The organism is Tepidanaerobacter sp. EBM-38, from assembly GCA_001896545.1.
In the GTDB taxonomy this organism is placed as follows: domain Bacteria; phylum Bacillota; class Thermosediminibacteria; order Thermosediminibacterales; family Tepidanaerobacteraceae; genus Tepidanaerobacter.
The window spans coordinates 1-17,771 of sequence record MPOT01000034.1 but is presented as its reverse complement, the minus strand read 5'-3'; the positions used below and the strand labels follow the sequence as shown (position 1 = coordinate 17,771).

The window sequence follows — 17,771 nt, the reverse complement described above, 5'->3', positions numbered from 1 at the left end:
TTTGTAACGTGTTTTGTTGTTTTTATTTTATGTCAAAGGTGACATTTTCACTGAATAAAAATCATGCCTTTTAGGTGACATTTTCAAAGATTATTGACATTATCTTACAGCCTGATTTCTGGCTGTTGATTTATTAATTTGTCAAACTCTGTATAGGTGGAGGAATTTGACCGCCTCTTTGAGCAAAAATCGATGAGTCAAAGGAACTAACCGGCATTACCGGTGCTCGTCCTAAAAGGCCGCCGAATTCTACAAAATCCCCGGCCTTTTTGCCGGGAGCTGGTATTATTCTCACGGCAGTTGTCTTTTTATTCATAACTCCTATGGCCATTTCATCGGCAATGATAGCAGTGATGGTTTCGGCAGATGTGTCACCGGGAATGGCTATCATGTCAAGGCCTACTGAACACACACAGGTCATTGCCTCAAGTTTTTCTATGGTAAGTGCGCCATCGGCTGCAGCGCGTATCATGCCTGCATCTTCACTGACGGGGATAAATGCGCCGGAAAGGCCTCCCACATAAGAAGTAGCCATGGCACCACCTTTTTTAACCGCATCATTTAGAAGCGCTAAAGCTGCAGTTGTTCCCGGGGCACCACAGCGCTCAAGGCCGATTGCTTCTAAAATATTTGCGATGCTGTCGCCTACTGCAGGAGTCGGAGCAAGGGACAGGTCTATGATGCCGAAGGGCACTCCCAATCTTCGGGATGCCTCACGACCAATAAGCTCTCCTACACGGGTAATCTTAAAAGCCATTCGTTTAATAACCTCTGACACCTCGCCTAAATCAGCTTCTTTAGAAAGATTAGACACAACCGTATTCACCACTCCGGGTCCGCTTATACCCACATTTATTGCGGTTTCCGGTTCGCCAGGCCCATGAAAGGCCCCTGCCATAAAAGGATTATCATCAGGAGCATTGGCAAATACCACCAGTTTAGCGGCACCGATTCCGTCTTGTTTTTCGGTTAATTGCGCCACTTCTTTGATTATACTGCCCATAGCCCGGACCGCATCCATATTTATTCCCGCTTTGCTGGTAGCAACATTGACGGAAGAACAAACGCGCTCCGTGCCTGAAAGGGCTTCGGGAATACAATTTAGCAGGTTCATATCTCCCCGGGTAAAACCCTTTTGCACCAGTGCAGAAAACCCGCCTATAAAATCAATACCCAGTTCTTTTGCAGCTCTATCCATGGCAAAGGCTATTGGAGTATAATCGCTTTCCTTACAGCTTTCAGCTACCAGAGCAATCGGAGTTACAGAAATTCGCTTATTCACTATGGGTATGCCGAATTCCTTTTCAAGTTCAAGGGCTACAGGCACCAATTCGCTGCCTTTTTCCATCAACTTATCATAAATCTTATCGGCTACACAAGAAATCGAAGGACCTGCACAATCCCTAAAGCTTATTCCTAGTGTAACAGTTCTAATGTCCAATTGCTCTGCTTGCACCATGCGTATTGTTTCAATGATTTCATCTCGGGTAAAGTTCATTACTGTCACTCCTTATATTCTGTGCATAAAATGAAATACTTCTTCCCGCTGAGCATCAACACGAACTGCCAGCTCCTGTCCCTTTTGAGAGAGCCTAGATTTTAATGCATCAAAATCTATATTCGACTTGCTGATATCTACAACCATAATCATGGTAAAAAGCCCTTCGATTGCGGTTTGAGTAATATCAAGAATGTTGACATTGGATTTTGCAAGCACATCTGATATGCCAGCGATAATCCCAACTCGGTCTTCCCCTATAACAGATATAACGGCGCGAACACTTGAGATGCCGTTTGAATAACCGGGTTCAGGCACCTGCTGTTTGCCTACATACAATTTCATTCCCTGCTTTGCAGCATATATCCGAGCTTCCTTGGTTATGAGTGTTCTGGGCGGGAATTCAATGATTTCCTCACCTTTATGTTGTTTTAATACATCAAGAGTAACTAATATTTCCATAAAAATGTAACCGATTAATGAATATAACCGGCTAGAAGCACCTCCAGTTAATGTTATTATGTAACAAGTATAAAGCAAAAACAGAGAGGTATCAACAATTAAATAAAGATTAATTAAATAAAGATTAAACTGCAAAAACCCGAGTAATTTCGTATACAAAAGCAATAATAATTAAAAACTGTTAAAATAGATATGTGCTGAGGGAGCATTTATAAAAAAATAAGGGGCTGCTGCAAACAGCCCCTTATTCATCTTTCTTTCAGAGATAACCACGTTTTAAGCACCTTCAAAGGCCTTTTTTCTCATTAGAATAAGCATTTCTTCAAGAGAATTTAAAAACTCACAAATTGCTTCGTCCCTTAAACTATAATACATATACTTACCCTTGCTGCGGCTTTTAATTATGCCGGTTGTTTTAAGTAGTTTTAGATGTGTTGATATATTAGCCTGCGAACTTCCAACAGCTTCAACTAATTCGGATACGGTTTTTTCCTGTTCTTTTAAGGCCTCAACGATTTTTAATCGTGTATTATCTGCTAGCCCTCGCAGAAACTCAACTTTATACTCAGAAAGGCTTAATACCAACCAAAGGACCTCCTTTTCAGCAACTTATTTAAATATTATTTAACATTAGCAACTGAACTCTTACTCCATTTTTCATCAGCTATTTGACCCCATTTCTGTGCATAAGGGGTAAGCTTTTCAGCAAACTCCTCAGGTGTTTCGTCAGGATTGAGCTGAGTCGGATATGCACCACTTTCCTTCACAATTTCTACCATCATTTCCGGATTGTCGATAAGAGGGCAAGGCCTGTGGTGATTCATATTAAATGGCTGCCGTTTCTGATATGCTCTCATAAGCGGCGAACCTAAGGCCTCTTTTAATGATACATCTTTTATATTGCAGCTTGCATAATGCACAAATGCGCAGGGTTCAACATCGCCGCGGGCATTAATGTGCAGATAACGCTTGCCGCCGGCTATGCAACCATTGGAAGCCTCGCCGTCATTCCAAAAGTCCATGATAAAAATCGGCTTTGTACGTCTGTATTCAAGCACTTTTTCATACATATATGCTCTTTGTTCGGGAGTTGCCATTAAGTCAACATCTACGTCTTTTCCTACAGGTATGTAGGTGAAATACCAGGCATAAACCACACCTTTATCCACCAGCATATCTACAAATTCTTCGCTTGCCAGCTCTTCTGTATTGTTTCTATTGTATGTTACCGACACACCGTAAATAAGGCCTGCCTTACGCATACGGTCCATGGCTTCCATTACTTTCTTAAATGTGCCTTTACCTCGGCGGGCATCGGTTGTTTCTTCAAAACCTTCAATACTAAAGGCCAATGTTATATTTCCCACACGCTTCATTTCGGCGACGAACTCATCATCAACCAAAGTGCCGTTGGTAAACAGCAGGAATGCTTGTGAAGGATGCTTTTCAGCTAATTTTATAATATCCTTTTTCCGCATGGTGGGTTCTCCACCGGACATAATTATAAAGTATATGCCAAGTTCTTCGCATTCGGTGAAGACCCTGTCTAAAGTATCAAAATCCAGTTCTTCATGCCGTGAATAATCTCCCGCCCAGCAGCCTATGCAATTTAAATTGCACCTTTCAGTAGGGTCGATTAAAATAGCCCAAGGCACCGAATAGCCCAACTCTTTTGCCATTTTCTGCTGTTTTGGAACTCCTAAAAAATTAGCATTTACAAAGAAGTTTACACCCAGTTTTTCTTTTACTTTAGGATCTGTTTCTGCAAGAATTCTTTGCCCAAGTTTGTACCAGTTAGAGTTTTTGTCTTCTAAAAACTTACTAACAGCCTTAAGATCTTCGCGTTGATGTGCCGGCATGGGTAATTTTTCCGCCCAGCTTATCAACTTTCCGATATCATCCATATCCCGTGACAACAAATACTTAACACCTTGACTTACAACCTTTTCACCAAGATATGTGCGGGCTAGATCCATAGAAACTACCTCCTTATCAATTTCGTTACATAACTACATATAATTATATAACGATATGTTCATATTTTATTATAGTATTAGTGGTGATTTTTGTCAAATAGATTACTGATAAAATTTTATTTTCTTTTTATTATAGTAAGTTATATTGCGTTTGACCATAAATCCAGCGAAAGAAGGTTTTTGCTCAGGAATTAAATTTACACTATTATCATGATGATTGGCAGTTATTTACATAATTATGGCAGCAAGATTATGGAGAAGATATGAAAGGAACTGGGAAGATATATTTTCTGATGTAAAAATTCATATAATGATGCATACAATGGTTAAAATATTATAGTTTACGATAAAAAAATATAAATGCGTGATTATAAAAAGCAGTTTTGGGAATAATAATAACAAAGCCTTAAGACAGGGGAGAGGTCATATGCAATACAAATCAAAGTTGTTTAAGAAAACTGCAATAGTCACTATTTGTATACTTTTAATGTCATTGCTTGCGGCATTGGCAGGTACAAGCGGCATGGCCGGCGGCATAGGTATAGACAGTGATACATGTGATGTTACGGCACAGCAGCTTTCATCGAAGCTTATTAGACTTCATGTCATCGCCAACAGCGACTCTCCCGAGGACCAAGACTTAAAACTCCGGGTAAGAGATGCGATAGTAGAAACCTTTGACAAAAAATTTGAAGGCATTGATGATATCAACGTATCTCGGGAATTTATAAAGAATAACTTGAAATACATTGAAGAAATAGCAAGCGAAGAAATCAAAAAAAGCGGCAAAAACTACAGTGTGACTGCTATGTTTGGTAAATTTTTATTTCCGGTCAAAAACTATGGATATATCACTCTTCCGGCCGGAGAATATGAAGCACTGCGAGTAATTATAGGGAACGGCAAAGGAGCCAATTGGTGGTGCATACTATTCCCTCCTCTATGCTTTGTAGATGTAAGCCAAAAGCAAGATCCGGATGAAACAAGGATGCGAATGAGCCAAGTGCTGACACCGAAAGAAATGGCCGCAATAGAAACAGCCAAAGCACCCGAAGACGTTCCCATAGAAATCCGATTCAAAGTGTTGGACTGGTGGGAAGAGACGAAAGGAAAAATCAATAAAACTATTAAGCTCACCTTTAAATAAACTAAATAAACATCCCTGCCATAATAAAGCCCAAGCTCGGCAAGCATAAGCACGAGTTTGGGCTTTATATATTGCCTTTTTATTTGCAGTTAAAAAAACCCGTAATATTGCGCAATGCCCTGCTATACACTCCAATGTATTTCTATCAATAATAATTTCAATAAATCACTGAGGTTCATACAGTTTCCTCTTACTTGCTACATATTTTACAAAAAAAATTTTAATATAGTATTGAAATTAGATAGAAACTGTGCTTTAATTGTATTTGCTTAAAAGAATATTAAAATTGAAGCCTTGGCAAATTAGCATGTATATCAGTTGGCTTCTAATAGAAATTGAAAGGGGAGTGACTCTAAATGAAATTCAACGAGCAGCAAAAAACACCGCTTTTTGCCGCCCTGAAGAAGTATGTGGAAGACAAGACCATTTCATTCCATGTACCCGGACACAGAGGCGGCAGAGGAATACCTGAGTTTTGTGATTTTGTGGGAGAAAACATAATGTCAATCGATGTTACTTCCGGAATTTTAGATCTTGATACTATATGTAATCCCTTGGGAGTTATCCATGAAGCAGAAGATTTAGCGGCTCGTGCCTTTGGTGCGGATCATGCTCATTTTCTTGTAAATGGTACTACTTCGGGTATTCAGGCTATGATATTATCAGTAGCCGGACCCGGCGATGAAATAATTGTTCCCAGAAATGCCCATCGTTCAGTGGTAGGAGGCTTAATCTTAAGTGGTGTACATCCGGTTTATATAAAACCCGTTATCAATGACTATATGGGAATAGCCATGGGTATAACTGCGGATAGTGTCAGACGTGCTCTGGTGGAACATCCAAATGCCAAGGCGGTTTTTGTGATAAATCCAACATACTATGGTGTGGCATCGGATCTTAAAAAAATTGTAGAAATTGCTCATTCATATGGCAAGCCGGTGATAGTCGACGAAGCACATGGAGCTCATTTAGGATTTCACCCCGATTTACCTATGTCGGCTATGCAAGCCGGAGCAGATATGAGTGCTGCAAGTATGCATAAGCTTGCAGGTTCTATGACTCAAAGCTCCATTTTATTGATAAAAAGTGATTTGATCGATGACAGAAGAGTTAAAGCAGCCATGAACTTGACTCAAACCACAAGCCCATCGTATCCACTCATGGCTTCCCTTGATGTTGCCCGCAGGCAAATGGCCATAAACGGCAGACAGATGCTTGATGTGACAATAGAGCGGTGTGAAAGGGCAAGACGGTTGTTAAATGATATAAATGGTATTTATGTAATGGGACATGATGTAGAAGGCACTGAAGGTTGTTTCGCATATGACCCGACAAAGCTTGCTATAAACTTAAGAGAATTAGGCTTATCCGGTTTTGAAACCGAAAAGTTGTTAAAATACAAATATCATATTCAGATGGAACTTTCAGATTTGTATAATGTGCTGGCTGTGGGAGCAATAGGCGACAGTGAAGAGAGTATCAGTGCTTTGATTGCAGCAATAAGGGATATCGCATTAAAATACAGCCGTAAAAATGTCATAAAAATAAGTGCCGAACTTCCGGAAAACCAGGAAATGGTAGTTTCTCCCCGATTTGCCTTCTATAGTGAAAAACGAGTCGTTCCCTTAGAAGAAGCCGAAGGCGAAATCAGCACCGAGATGCTTATGGCATATCCTCCCGGAATTCCAATCCTATGCCCCGGTGAACGCATAACCAGGGAAGTTATAGAATATGCTAAAGCATTGAATTCCGAAGGCTGCCATTTGCAGGGCACGGAAGACCCCGACGCCAAGTCGATAAAGGTATTAGCCGATATAGAATCGGTGAAATATTATGAGAGAATAAAGCAAGTTGTATAAAAACAATTGGTAAAATAATTCAACATAAACAATAGCCTTTAAAGGCAAAATAATAATAGTGCGTTATAAAAAAGGAGGCATGCTCATGGCTGCTCGTCGTCGTAGTGTCATGTCTGAGGACCTCAAGTATGAACTTGCAAAGGAACTTGGTGTGGCTGACACGGTGGCGAAAGAAGGATGGGGTGGAGTTTCTTCCAGAAATTGCGGTAATTTGGTAAGACTTGCTATTGAAAAAGCGGAAAAAGCACTGGCCGAAGAGAATGGGAACCCCAAGAAATAGCAACTCCTGAAGAAAGCGCACAAGAACCAGGGCGATATTTGCCCTGGTTTTTATAGTCCCCGTAACCAATTAACCCTTTGTCGAATATACTAAATATATCTTCTAATAGGCAGGTGGTGATTCCTTGAGACTACCTGTAATACCTTTTGGCAGTCGACCACTTAAAAAACAAAAGCCGCTATTGAAAGGCAGTGATGTGCGTCATTTGCAGCAGGTATTAAAGAGACTGGGGGTCTTTAATGCTCGTATTGATGGAGTGTTCGGCTATGAGACCATGCAAGCAGTCAGAGAATTTCAAAGGGCTTTTCATATAAAACAAAACGGTATAGTGGATGATGATGAATTTGAAATACTAAAAGAACTTATGAGATGCGGCATCAATAAATGGCGCACAATACAACGGGATTATAGGCATTCGGGCTATTCACCTGTTCCAATCCCCAAACAACTTAAAATCAGCTGGATTAGGCCCATCCCTGATATAATCGGATTAAATTGCTCGGCGGACAGATTAATCGTAACAACTCGAAGAGAAGTCCTTGCCATAGATTTAAAATCCGGCGAAAGACTTTGGAAAAGCACGGAATTGTTTCCCGAAAGTTCATCTACGATTTTTGAAGGCCATGTAATCGTGCCTGCCGGCAGTTTGGCAATTTTAGACTTTTATTCAGGGAAAACTCAAAAAACCCTAAAACAGGATAACTTTATTTTGCCGACAGCAGCCAACAAAACACAAATTTATGCTCCCTCTTCCGGAACCCTCTATTGTTTTAATCAAAGTGGCGATATGAAATGGAATTATAAAACCTACGGAGCCTATATTACTTCTCCAGCCATAGGTTATGACTTTGTTTATTTTGCCTCATATGACAGATGTATTTACTGTTTGGATGAAAAAGGTTCTCTTTGCTGGAAAACCAAGATATCGGATATCATACAAATACCTCCGGCCATATGGGACGGCAAGGTTTTTACCATTTCATGCGATTCATGGGTTTCTGCTTTAAATCCATTGGTGGGGGAAATCATTTGGAGGAAGAAGATTGCCGATGAGGAGTTTATGATGCCGGCCTTTCATCAGGATTTTATGCTGCTGGCAAATTACAGAGGTGAAGTTACCGCACTGAGTTTTCAGAGAGCAGAGGTTATATGGGTCATAGATTTGCCGGATGCTCCGACTGCTTTGCCCATTGTATGCCCCAATACATTTTTTATAGGCACAGAGAGTGGACTTATGGCTTATGATATCAAAACATTGGATGCTAAAATGCATCTTGAAGGTAAAAAAATAACTGCAATAGTTCCGGGAGCCATGAGCTTATTTGCAGCAACTCAACAAGAACTGATAAAACTTTCTCCCGAGTAAAAAGCAGGTTTATAAATCACTCGAAAACGATTTTTAAACCTGTTTTTTTAAGTATTCTATAGACTCTGTTTAAGTTTATACTTTTATTGTTATAGAAAGTGAAGTATAATATTATCTGATAAAATTTTCTTCTGACAGCCGCACTTTTGCGCTCGAAGTTGGATTTGCATAAATAAACTACAATAATTGGGACGGAGATAAATCATGGATGTTAGAAATAAACCCATAGGAGTTTTTGATTCGGGTATCGGAGGCCTGACTGTGGCCGGAGAAATTATGAAGCTGCTTCCTAAAGAAAACATTGTATATTTTGGGGATACTGCTCGAGTACCTTATGGGCCCAAATCCTCAGAAGTTGTTACACAATTTGCCTTTGAGGGAGTTAGATTCTTACTGGGCAAGGATGTAAAACTGATTGTAGTAGCATGTAACACTGTCAGTGCCACATGTCTTGATAAACTTTGTGCATCATCACCGGTACCGGTCATAGGAGTGATAGAGCCGGGAGCAAGGGCAGCGGTGGCTGCCACTGAAAAACAAGTGGTCGGAGTAATCGGCACCGAACGCACCATAAAGAGTTGTGCATATGAAAGGGCTATACATGCACTAAATAAGCAAATAAAAATACATTCAAAAGCCTGTCCTCTCTTTGTGCCTTTAGTAGAAGAAGGATGGCTTGAAAATGAGGCTGCCTTTTATACTGCTAAAACCTATTTAGAACCTTTAAAAAATCAGGGAATCGATACATTGGTGCTTGCATGTACACATTACCCTCTTTTAGAGCTTACCCTGGAAAAGGTTATGGGGGAAACTGTCCGGCTGGTGGATTCAGCTTGGGAAACAGCAAGAGAAGTACAGCGGATTTTAGTTGACAAAAACCTAAAGCGGCAGGACAATTCCCCGGCATTTTACCAATACTTTGTCAGCGACAATCCGGAAAAATTTGTACAAGTAGGTGAAAATTTCTTAAAAAGGCCTATAAATCCTATAAATGTAATCGACCCTCAAATTTAAATCCAATATATCCGATATATTTTTCGAGTCTTATTCTAAAATATTTTTTAATGCAAGCATTGCCATTATATATCCATAAATACCAAAACCGCAAATCTGCCCGATGCACGCTCCAGCAGTGACCGATTTTTTTCTAAATTCTTCCCTTGCCTGAATATTACTTATATGCACTTCTACTGCCGGAATGTCAATGGCTTTTAAGGCATCATATATAGCAATACTATAATGGGTGTATGCCCCGGGATTTATTATGATACCATCATACTTGCCGTATGCGCCCTGAATATAGTTGATTATTTCTCCTTCGATATTATTTTGGACAATAACTGTGCAAATACCCATTTCCTTTGCACTTTTATACAGCAAGTTGCACATATCTTTATAGGTTTTACCGCCGTATATGTCTTTTTCCCTTATACCCAGCATATTAATATTTGGTCCGTTGATTATAAGTATGTTCATATTTTTTTTACCTTCCTTCATATATATATATATATATCTTTACTACCCTTTGTGGTGCACCGCTAGATTTAAGCATAATTCCCATTTAAAATCTCTATTATTTGCTTTACCGCTTCTAAAATTCCTCTATCATTTAAAATCTCAAAGTCGGAGTATTTTTTGTAAAGCTCATACCTATCCTTATAAAGCCGGTATATGTTATCCCTGTCATTTGCAAGCAGTGGCCTGCTTGAAATTTCTATATCATGGGCTATATCTTCCACAGGGCGATTTATAAAGAATATAATACCTCTCTTATTTAAAACATGCATATTTTTACTGTCAAGCACTACTCCTCCTCCAGCGGATATGACAGCATTTGTTTTGCTGCTTATTTCCTTCACCGCACAGCTTTCAAGTGTTCGGAAATGCCTTTCCCCGTATATGGCGAAAATTTCTGTTATTCTTTTCCCGGATTTGCGTTCAATATATTCATCCAAATCATAAAAGCACATATTAATCTTTTTTGCTAAAATCCTGCCGATACTTGTTTTTCCCGAGCCCGGCATACCTATTAACACGATATTGTCGTAGTTATCTTTCATTATCCAATCTTCCCATCTATTTGCAGATAAACCTGTTCAATAATTTTTTTATCAAGAGCAATTTCATTCCACAGCTCTTGAGCTTTTGCTGCCTGAGCCACCAACATATAAAGTCCGTTTATTGCCGGTATATTAAGCTCCCGGGCTGATTTTAAAAGAATTGTCTGTTTTGGATTGTATATGAGATCAATCACAGCTTTGAATTTTGCAACATGGGCAGCACAAACAGGACTGTCTTTCATATTTGGAAACATGCCAACCGGAGTGCAGTTTATCAAAATATCCCTTTTATTTATACAGTGCAAATCTTCATATGATATAATGCTTAAACCCGGAAATTGCTCCTTGGCTTTTTGAACATGAGTACTTACGAGGGTAATATCTCCTATGTCATTGTCCAAAAGGTATTGCACAATTGCTCTGGATGCGCCTCCTGTCCCTAGAACTACCGCAGTTTTGCCTTTTGGCTCAATATGATGCCTGTCAAGTGTCATGCCAAAACCGTAGTAATCCGTATTATCCCCCGTGATTTTATCTTCTTTTACAATTAATGTATTGACAGCTCCTATTTTTTTAGCTTCATCAGACATACTATCAAGAAACCTGATAATCTCCGTCTTATAAGGAATAGTGACATTGGCGCCCTTTATGCCGAGAGCCTTGAGCCCGAGGACGGCATCATGCAAGTATTTTCTTTTCACCTCAAAAAGCCCGTACTTTCCTAAAACACCGGTTTTAAGGAAAAAACTTTCATGGATTTCCGGTGAAAGGCTATGGCTTAAACTTTCCCCTATGAGGCCGTATATACTGCTCACACCATCACCTCATTGATATTTAGTCTGTTTTTTAAATTCTTCATTCTGAACTTCTTTACTCAACTTAAAAAGCATTGAAAAAAACTCCACAAGCTTAGGTTCAAAACTCCTGTCCTTTAATCTTGCTATATTTTCGTTTAAGATTTCCTTTTCTCTTTCGTCATTTGTTATGGGCATATCATTTGCTATCTTATATAAAGCAATCTTATGCGATATTTCCATCCGCTTTTCAAACAGCTCTACAAGCTTAGCGTCTATCTCATCTATCCGGGCTCTCAGTTCTTCCAATTCGTCCATGCCTCACCATACCTTTCCAAAATTAAATCTAAGATAACAATAGCTGCCGCCGCTTCTACCACCGGTACCGCTCTCGTCACAATACAGGGGTCATGCCTGCCTTTGACTGATATTGTTGTTTCCTGATTTTTCAGGAAATCGACCGTTTGCTGTTGGATGCCTATGGAAGGAGTAGGTTTTATCGCAACCCTAAACACCACCGGCATCCCGTTTGTAATCCCGCCGAGTATGCCGCCGTTATAATTTGTTGCTGTTTTAATTTTATTTTCATCTATTATAAATGCGTCATTTGCTTTAGACCCTCTCATTTTTGTAATATTAAAGCCTTCGCCGAATTCAACGCCTTTTACTGCCGGTATGGAAAATAAAATATGTGCAAGACAGCTCTCCATACTGTCAAAAAAGGGTGAGCCCAGCCCCGGTTGCAGGTTGAGGACAGCGGTTTCGACAACACCTCCCACAGAATCCCTGTCGTTTTTCGCATCCAATATGCACTGTGCCATTTTTTCGCCGGCATCTCGGTTTAAAACCGGGATTGCGAGGTTTCTTAATTCTTTTAAAGTATTTTCATCGATATTTGCACTGTCTAAGCTTTCGTCTTCCACATGACAGATGCTTTTTACATGGCTTCCGACGAGGATATTGTCTATTTGCAAAGCCTGTTTTGCCACTGCTCCTGCAAAAACCAGCGGAGCTGTGAGCCTGCCTGAAAAATGACCTCCGCCACGATAGTCATTAAACCCGCCGTATTTAACGAAACCCGTGTAATCAGCATGACCCGGTCGCAGTAAACTTTTCATCGGAGCATAGTCATCCGATGCACAGTCACTGTTGAAAATTATCGCACAAAGGGGCGTGCCGGTGGTGGCTTCGTTAAAATATCCGCTCAGTATTTCAAAGGAATCACTTTCAGACCGCAAAGTTGAAAGTGGGTTTTTTCCCGGCCGCCTTCGAGCCATTTCTTGCTCAATAAACTCCATATTTAGCCTGATGCCGGAAGGCAGTCCGTCCAAAACGACACCAATGGCCTTGCCATGTGATTCGCCAAAAATAGAAACCCTAAAATTACGCCCGAAAATCGAACTCATCTACCACACCTCCCAACTTTATAAAATCCTTCCAAAACCCCGGATAAGATTTACTTACCGCATCACTGTGCTTTATGATGACCGGGTTGCGGCATCTGACAGAGGCTACGGCAAGTGCCATGGCTATCCTGTGGTCGTTCCAACTGTCAACAATACCGCCATCAAGCATATCCCTACCTTCTATGATAAGGCCGTCGGCAAGTTCCACGATTTTTGCCCCCAAGTGGCTAAGCTCCGAAGATATGGCCTTTAGCCTGTCGGATTCCTTTATTCGCAGCCGCCCGGCATTTAAGATTTGCGTAGTTCCCCGGCTTAAAGCCCCCAGCACAGCAACGATGGGTACCAGGTCGGGGCATTGTGCCGCATCTACAGTTACCCCATGAGTATTTGACGCTTCGACTTTAATAAAATTCTTTCCTATGACAGGCTGTGCGCCCATTTTGCGGATTATATCAACGATGTATTTATCGCCTTGATGTGAATTGATATCTAGATTAAAGCAGGTAATACTACCGCCTAAAACCCCTGCGGCAAGCCAAAAAGCCCCCTGGGAAAAATCTCCCTCCACACGGCAGTCGGCGGCCTTATAAATTTGTCTGCCCTTTATAAAAAACTGCTCATAATCTTGATTTTCCACTTTCACATCAAACCTTTTCAAAGCATCAATCGTAAGGTCTATGTATGCCTTTGATTCTACCGGGGTGGTTGTTATGATAAGGGAGTCACCTTCCAGCAAGGGAAGGGCAAATAGCAGGCCGGAAATGAATTGGGAGCTTACATTACCTTCTATATTAAATGTATCCGGCTTTAGTTTACCTGCAACAGTCAAAGACGGTTTGTCATTTTCCATAAAATAATTTATGCCCTGTTTCCTAAACACATCATAAAACACATCAAGCGGCCTATCAAAAAGCCTTCCACGTCCGACAAACGTAACCTGCTTTCCGTAAGCTAATGCAATCGGTATTAAAAACCTCAGGGTAGAACCGGATTCCTTGCAGTCTATTGTCAAGTTATCCCTGATATTTGCGAGCTTGATTCCCTTAACGGCAACATCATTTGCCTTATCACTGATATAATTGCCGAGGTATCGGATTTTCGCTCCAAATGCCTTTATGCCGTTTTTAGTGGCAATAATATCATCGGAAAACGCAATATTTTGCAATATGCTTTCCCCTTCGGCAAGACCTGCACATATAAGCATGCGGTGGCTTATGCTCTTTGAGGGAGGAATAAAGACTTCACCATTTGGAAAAGGCAATGATACCTCTAGGTTTTTCATTAATAACACCTGCTTTTATGTTGGTATTTTAAAAACTAAAAAACTCAAAGACTTTATTTTGACTAATCTTCTCTACAAAACATTCCCCGATGTATTTTAGCAATACAATATTGATATACTTGCCGCTGCTTTTTTTATCTGTACCGATAGCATTTATAAGCTCGTTTATATTAGCTTGAGGCAGTTCATAAGGAAGTCCGTATTTTAAAAGGGCTTCTTTCAAAAGTTGGCTTGTGCCGGGTTCGGTTATGCCCATTTGTTCGCTTTTTTTAGTTATCTGGTACATCCCTATCGCCACCCCTTCCCCATGAGTATATGTGATATAATCGAAATATTTTTCTATGGCATGACCAAGGGTATGCCCGAAATTTAATATCATTCGGCAGCCGGTATCCCGCTCGTCCTGCTCCACTACTTCTTTTTTAATATTCAAACATGTAAGTATGATTTGCTCCATATTGCTTAAAAGCTCATCCTTTGTTTTAAAACTTAGAAGCTGTTCAAAAAGACTGCGATTTTTTATGCAACCATATTTTATTACTTCGCCCATGCCATCGCTGAAAAATCTTTCATCAAGGGTATTCAAAAGGTTTGTATCAATAAATACGGCTTTGGGATGGTAGAAACTGCCGATTAAATTTTTACCTTCCGGCAAATCGATGCCCACCTTACCGCCTATGCTGCTGTCGACCTGAGCAATAAGGCTTGTGGGAACTTGGACATAAGGGATTCCTCGTAAAAAAGTAGCTGCCGCAAATCCTCCCAAATCTCCCACAACTCCGCCTCCCAATGTAAGAATGCAGTCCCATCGGGTGATTTTGCTATCAAGCAATTCTTTATATACCTTCATAAGCGTAGATGCAGATTTACTTCTTTCTCCTGCGTCAACTACAATTAAATATGTGTCAAAACCTTCTGACTCCAATGAGTTTAATACCTGCTCGCCATAAAGGCCATTGACGTTTTCATCGGTAATAACGGCAACCTTTTCAGCCTTTACTGCATTTTTTAACATACTTCCCAACCGACAAATCAGACCTTTTTCAATATACACGGTATAATTTTTATTTCCCGGATTTACATCGAGCGTCAACACTTAAATCAAGCCCCTCCTTTCGCTCACATGCCTTTGCTAAAAGAGCTTTGAGCCGGGTTTCATCTTGGCTGTCGATGACTTGTATAAAATCTTGTATGCTGTCTTCAAAGATTTTCAAGTGCTTTATAACATAATCCCCATTATCCAGCAGCAGTTGTGACCATAAATCAGGGTTTATGCGGCCAACTCTTGTCATATCCCGAAAGCTGCCTCCAAAATACAGAGCTTCCTTTTCCAAAATTGGATTTAAGACCAATGCCGCAGCAATCACATGGGGGAGATGGCTTACAAAAGCAATCATATTATCATGCTGCTGTGGAGTTAGCTGGACTACATGGCCGAAACCCAATTGCTTTACAATATCTTCTATTAGTGCAATATTTTCAGGTTTATTTTTTTCAGTAGGTGTTATTAAATAATCCGCACCCTCAAAAATATTTTCCCGTGCAAATTCCAGTCCCTTACTCTCTCGGCCGGCCATGGGGTGTCCGCTTATGTAATCCACATCATCCCTTAAAATCGAGCCTATCTCGGAAATAAGGGGCACCTTGATACCTGTAGTATCGGTTATGACGGCGCCGGACTTGAAATTATCCATGTTCTGTCTTATGAATTTTGCAGTTTCCCGAGGATATATGCAAATAAAGACAAAATCAGATTTTTGGAGGGGTTCTTTTGCGGATAAAAAGCCTCGATTAATAAGCCCCGCACTTTCGGCATAGTCCAACGCATTCGCATTGACATCTATACCCCATAAGTTTTTTGGCTTCAGCCTATTTTTAATGGCCATAGCCAGAGAACCGCCTATAAGTCCAAGCCCGACAACCGTCATACTAAAGTCTGAATAATCCATTTAATCACCTCTATATTTCGCGATTTTGTATTCTGGCTATTTCTCTAATGCTGTCTACCAGATGCTTAAATTTTTCAGGTTTGATGGACTGACTGCCGTCGCACAGGGCATTAGCAGGGTCATTATGAACCTCTACCATGATACCGTCTGCTCCTACGGCAACTGCAGCCTTTGCAAGAGGTTCTACCATCCACCATATGCCAGAGGCGTGACTGGGGTCTACTATTACCGGAAGATGGCTTGACTTTTTGATGGCAGGGATTGCGCTTAAGTCAAGGGTATTTCGAGTGTAATTTTCAAATGTTCTGATACCTCTTTCGCATAATATGATATTTTCATTGCCACCGGCCATTATATATTCGGCTGCCATCAAAAGCTCCTCAATAGTTGCCGATAGGCCTCTTTTTAATAAAATGGGTTTTCTGGTCTGGCCTACGGCCTTCAGCAGCTCAAAGTTCTGCATATTTCTTGCGCCTATCTGAATAATATCCACATCCTGCTCGTAAAGATCCAGTTTATCCGCAGACATTAATTCAACAACAATGGGAAGGCCGGTTTTTTCCCGGGCGTATTTTAGCAATTCCAGCCCTTCCTCCTTAAGACCTTGGAAACTATAGGGCGAAGTCCTGGGCTTAAAGGCACCTCCCCTTAAAAAGCCTGCTCCTGCCTCCTTAACCTTTTCGGCTACATGGATTATCTGTTCCCTGTTTTCAACCGAGCAAGGGCCTGCGATTATTGCAAGCTTGTTTCCGCCGATGGTTTTATCGCCTACAGAAATTACGGAATCTTCCGGATGAAAAAGCCGACTGGCCTTTTTATAAGGTTCCTGCACATGAATAACCCTCTTAACACTTTGAATTCCGGTAAAACTCTCGGCATCAACTTTACTGGTATCTCCCACAATACCTATCAGATGGTAGTTCAAGCCTATGGATTCATACACCTCAAGTTTCATATCCAAGATTTTGTTTTTAACAGCCTGGACATCATCAGGGTCTGCATCGGTCTTCATTACTACTATCATAATACTTATCCCTCCTGAAATAAATTTGATTCTTTGATTACGATATAGAAAACTATTCCTGTGAAGATGAGACCACCTTCATCTTGGAAGGATTTCTGCATCGAAACCAAATTTTGTTAAAAAAAAAGAATCTCACTTAGTGAGATTCTTTTTATACGCTGAAAATATGAAAATGATATGCTTAGGCCGTATAAATGCTACACCGGTAGCAACCTACGCTTAAACTTGCTTGAAACCTCACTTGAAGAAGAAACTATTTTTTTGCAGAACCAATAACCAGTGCTAAAATAAAAATAGTACTGGCTAAAAAAGTAATAAAATTCTGCAAAAGTTCTTCCAGTAAGATTTTCCATGCTCGTTTAAGCCTCCAAAGAACAAATAAAAAGTATTTTAACTATTATATATAATCAGTTGACTAAAGTCAAGCAAAATATTTTTTGTCTAATAAACGGCATTAAACGGGGTAAGAGCCCAGGACCTTACAAAAGCCTGTCAACTGCTTAAGCTCGACTAGAGCAGTCTTTAATGGTTCATCCAGCCTGTGACCTTCCACTTCTATAAAAAAAATATATTCACCCAGGATTCTCTTTGAGGGCCGAGATTCTATCTTAGTTAAATTAAGCTGCTGTTGTGCAAATACCTTTAAACACTTAAAAAGGCTTCCGGGG

At 40.4% G+C, this 17,771-nt stretch carries 19 protein-coding genes; 5 read left to right on the top strand and 14 right to left on the bottom strand.

Annotated elements, in window-relative coordinates:
• Window positions 1-133: 133 nt before the first annotated feature.
• The 4 genes from BUC45_RS03830 to BUC45_RS03815 form a co-directional block, all read right to left on the bottom strand.
• The gene (locus BUC45_RS03830; protein ID WP_276791724.1) at window positions 134-1,498 is read right to left on the bottom strand and encodes a PFL family protein; all 1,365 of its coding nucleotides are present in this window, start codon (window positions 1,496-1,498) and stop codon (window positions 134-136) included.
• 12 nt (window positions 1,499-1,510) lie between these two features.
• The gene (locus BUC45_RS03825) at window positions 1,511-1,843 is read right to left on the bottom strand and encodes an ACT domain-containing protein (RefSeq protein WP_081460145.1); all 333 of its coding nucleotides are present in this window, start codon (window positions 1,841-1,843) and stop codon (window positions 1,511-1,513) included.
• Between the two features lie 393 nt (window positions 1,844-2,236).
• A complete protein-coding gene (locus BUC45_RS03820; protein ID WP_296970467.1) occupies window positions 2,237-2,545 on the bottom strand; it encodes a metalloregulator ArsR/SmtB family transcription factor in 309 nt (102 codons plus the stop codon).
• A 35-nt stretch (window positions 2,546-2,580) separates the two neighbouring features.
• Window positions 2,581-3,936 carry a radical SAM protein gene (locus tag BUC45_RS03815; RefSeq protein WP_276791716.1) on the bottom strand — a complete coding sequence of 452 codons (1,356 nt, stop codon included), beginning with the start codon at window positions 3,934-3,936 and terminating at the stop codon, window positions 2,581-2,583.
• A gap of 427 nt (window positions 3,937-4,363) precedes the next feature.
• On the opposite strand from BUC45_RS03815, the gene spoIIR reads away from it, so the two are divergent.
• From spoIIR to murI, 5 genes are all read left to right on the top strand, one after another.
• Window positions 4,364-5,083, top strand: coding sequence for a stage II sporulation protein R (spoIIR, locus tag BUC45_RS03810; protein WP_013779502.1), 720 nt, complete (start codon window positions 4,364-4,366; stop codon window positions 5,081-5,083).
• A 356-nt stretch (window positions 5,084-5,439) separates the two neighbouring features.
• The gene (locus BUC45_RS03805; RefSeq protein WP_013779501.1) at window positions 5,440-6,942 is read left to right on the top strand and encodes an aminotransferase class I/II-fold pyridoxal phosphate-dependent enzyme; all 1,503 of its coding nucleotides are present in this window, start codon (window positions 5,440-5,442) and stop codon (window positions 6,940-6,942) included.
• An 85-nt stretch (window positions 6,943-7,027) separates the two neighbouring features.
• A complete protein-coding gene (locus BUC45_RS03800) occupies window positions 7,028-7,222 on the top strand; it encodes a small, acid-soluble spore protein, alpha/beta type (RefSeq protein ID WP_013779500.1) in 195 nt (64 codons plus the stop codon).
• 124 nt (window positions 7,223-7,346) lie between these two features.
• The gene (locus tag BUC45_RS03795) at window positions 7,347-8,588 is read left to right on the top strand and encodes a PQQ-binding-like beta-propeller repeat protein (RefSeq protein WP_296970463.1); all 1,242 of its coding nucleotides are present in this window, start codon (window positions 7,347-7,349) and stop codon (window positions 8,586-8,588) included.
• Window positions 8,589-8,792: 204 nt separating this feature from the next.
• Window positions 8,793-9,602 carry a glutamate racemase gene (murI, locus tag BUC45_RS03790; RefSeq protein WP_296970461.1) on the top strand — a complete coding sequence of 270 codons (810 nt, stop codon included), beginning with the start codon at window positions 8,793-8,795 and terminating at the stop codon, window positions 9,600-9,602.
• 30 nt (window positions 9,603-9,632) lie between these two features.
• Here the strand turns inward: murI and aroQ are convergent, their stop codons facing one another.
• From aroQ to BUC45_RS03740, 10 genes are all read right to left on the bottom strand, one after another.
• The gene (aroQ, locus tag BUC45_RS03785; protein ID WP_296970459.1) at window positions 9,633-10,064 is read right to left on the bottom strand and encodes a type II 3-dehydroquinate dehydratase; all 432 of its coding nucleotides are present in this window, start codon (window positions 10,062-10,064) and stop codon (window positions 9,633-9,635) included.
• Window positions 10,065-10,132: 68 nt separating this feature from the next.
• The gene (locus BUC45_RS03780; RefSeq protein WP_296970457.1) at window positions 10,133-10,648 is read right to left on the bottom strand and encodes a shikimate kinase; all 516 of its coding nucleotides are present in this window, start codon (window positions 10,646-10,648) and stop codon (window positions 10,133-10,135) included.
• Entirely contained in the window at window positions 10,648-11,463 is an 816-nt protein-coding gene (aroE, locus tag BUC45_RS03775; protein WP_276791699.1) for a shikimate dehydrogenase, read from the bottom strand. Before aroE ends, BUC45_RS03780 begins: the two co-directional genes overlap by 1 nt.
• Before the next feature lie 9 nt (window positions 11,464-11,472).
• A complete protein-coding gene (locus BUC45_RS03770; RefSeq protein ID WP_276791697.1) occupies window positions 11,473-11,760 on the bottom strand; it encodes a chorismate mutase in 288 nt (95 codons plus the stop codon).
• Window positions 11,739-12,848: a chorismate synthase gene (gene aroC, locus BUC45_RS03765; RefSeq protein WP_276791695.1), complete on the bottom strand. Its 1,110-nt coding sequence runs from the start codon at window positions 12,846-12,848 to the stop codon at window positions 11,739-11,741. Before aroC ends, BUC45_RS03770 begins: the two co-directional genes overlap by 22 nt.
• Window positions 12,826-14,130, bottom strand: coding sequence for a 3-phosphoshikimate 1-carboxyvinyltransferase (aroA, locus tag BUC45_RS03760; protein ID WP_276791694.1), 1,305 nt, complete (start codon window positions 14,128-14,130; stop codon window positions 12,826-12,828). The genes aroC and aroA overlap by 23 nt, the downstream gene beginning before the upstream one ends.
• Before the next feature lie 28 nt (window positions 14,131-14,158).
• Window positions 14,159-15,226, bottom strand: a complete 1,068-nt coding sequence (gene aroB / locus BUC45_RS03755; RefSeq protein ID WP_296970456.1) for a 3-dehydroquinate synthase — start codon at window positions 15,224-15,226, stop codon at window positions 14,159-14,161.
• The gene (locus BUC45_RS03750; protein WP_276791692.1) at window positions 15,195-16,079 is read right to left on the bottom strand and encodes a prephenate dehydrogenase/arogenate dehydrogenase family protein; all 885 of its coding nucleotides are present in this window, start codon (window positions 16,077-16,079) and stop codon (window positions 15,195-15,197) included. The genes aroB and BUC45_RS03750 overlap by 32 nt, the downstream gene beginning before the upstream one ends.
• Before the next feature lie 10 nt (window positions 16,080-16,089).
• Window positions 16,090-17,103: a 3-deoxy-7-phosphoheptulonate synthase gene (gene aroF / locus BUC45_RS03745; RefSeq protein ID WP_276791690.1), complete on the bottom strand. Its 1,014-nt coding sequence runs from the start codon at window positions 17,101-17,103 to the stop codon at window positions 16,090-16,092.
• Between the two features lie 454 nt (window positions 17,104-17,557).
• A partial coding sequence (locus tag BUC45_RS03740) for an ACT domain-containing protein (RefSeq protein WP_296970454.1) occupies window positions 17,558-17,771 on the bottom strand: 214 nt, incomplete at its 5' end.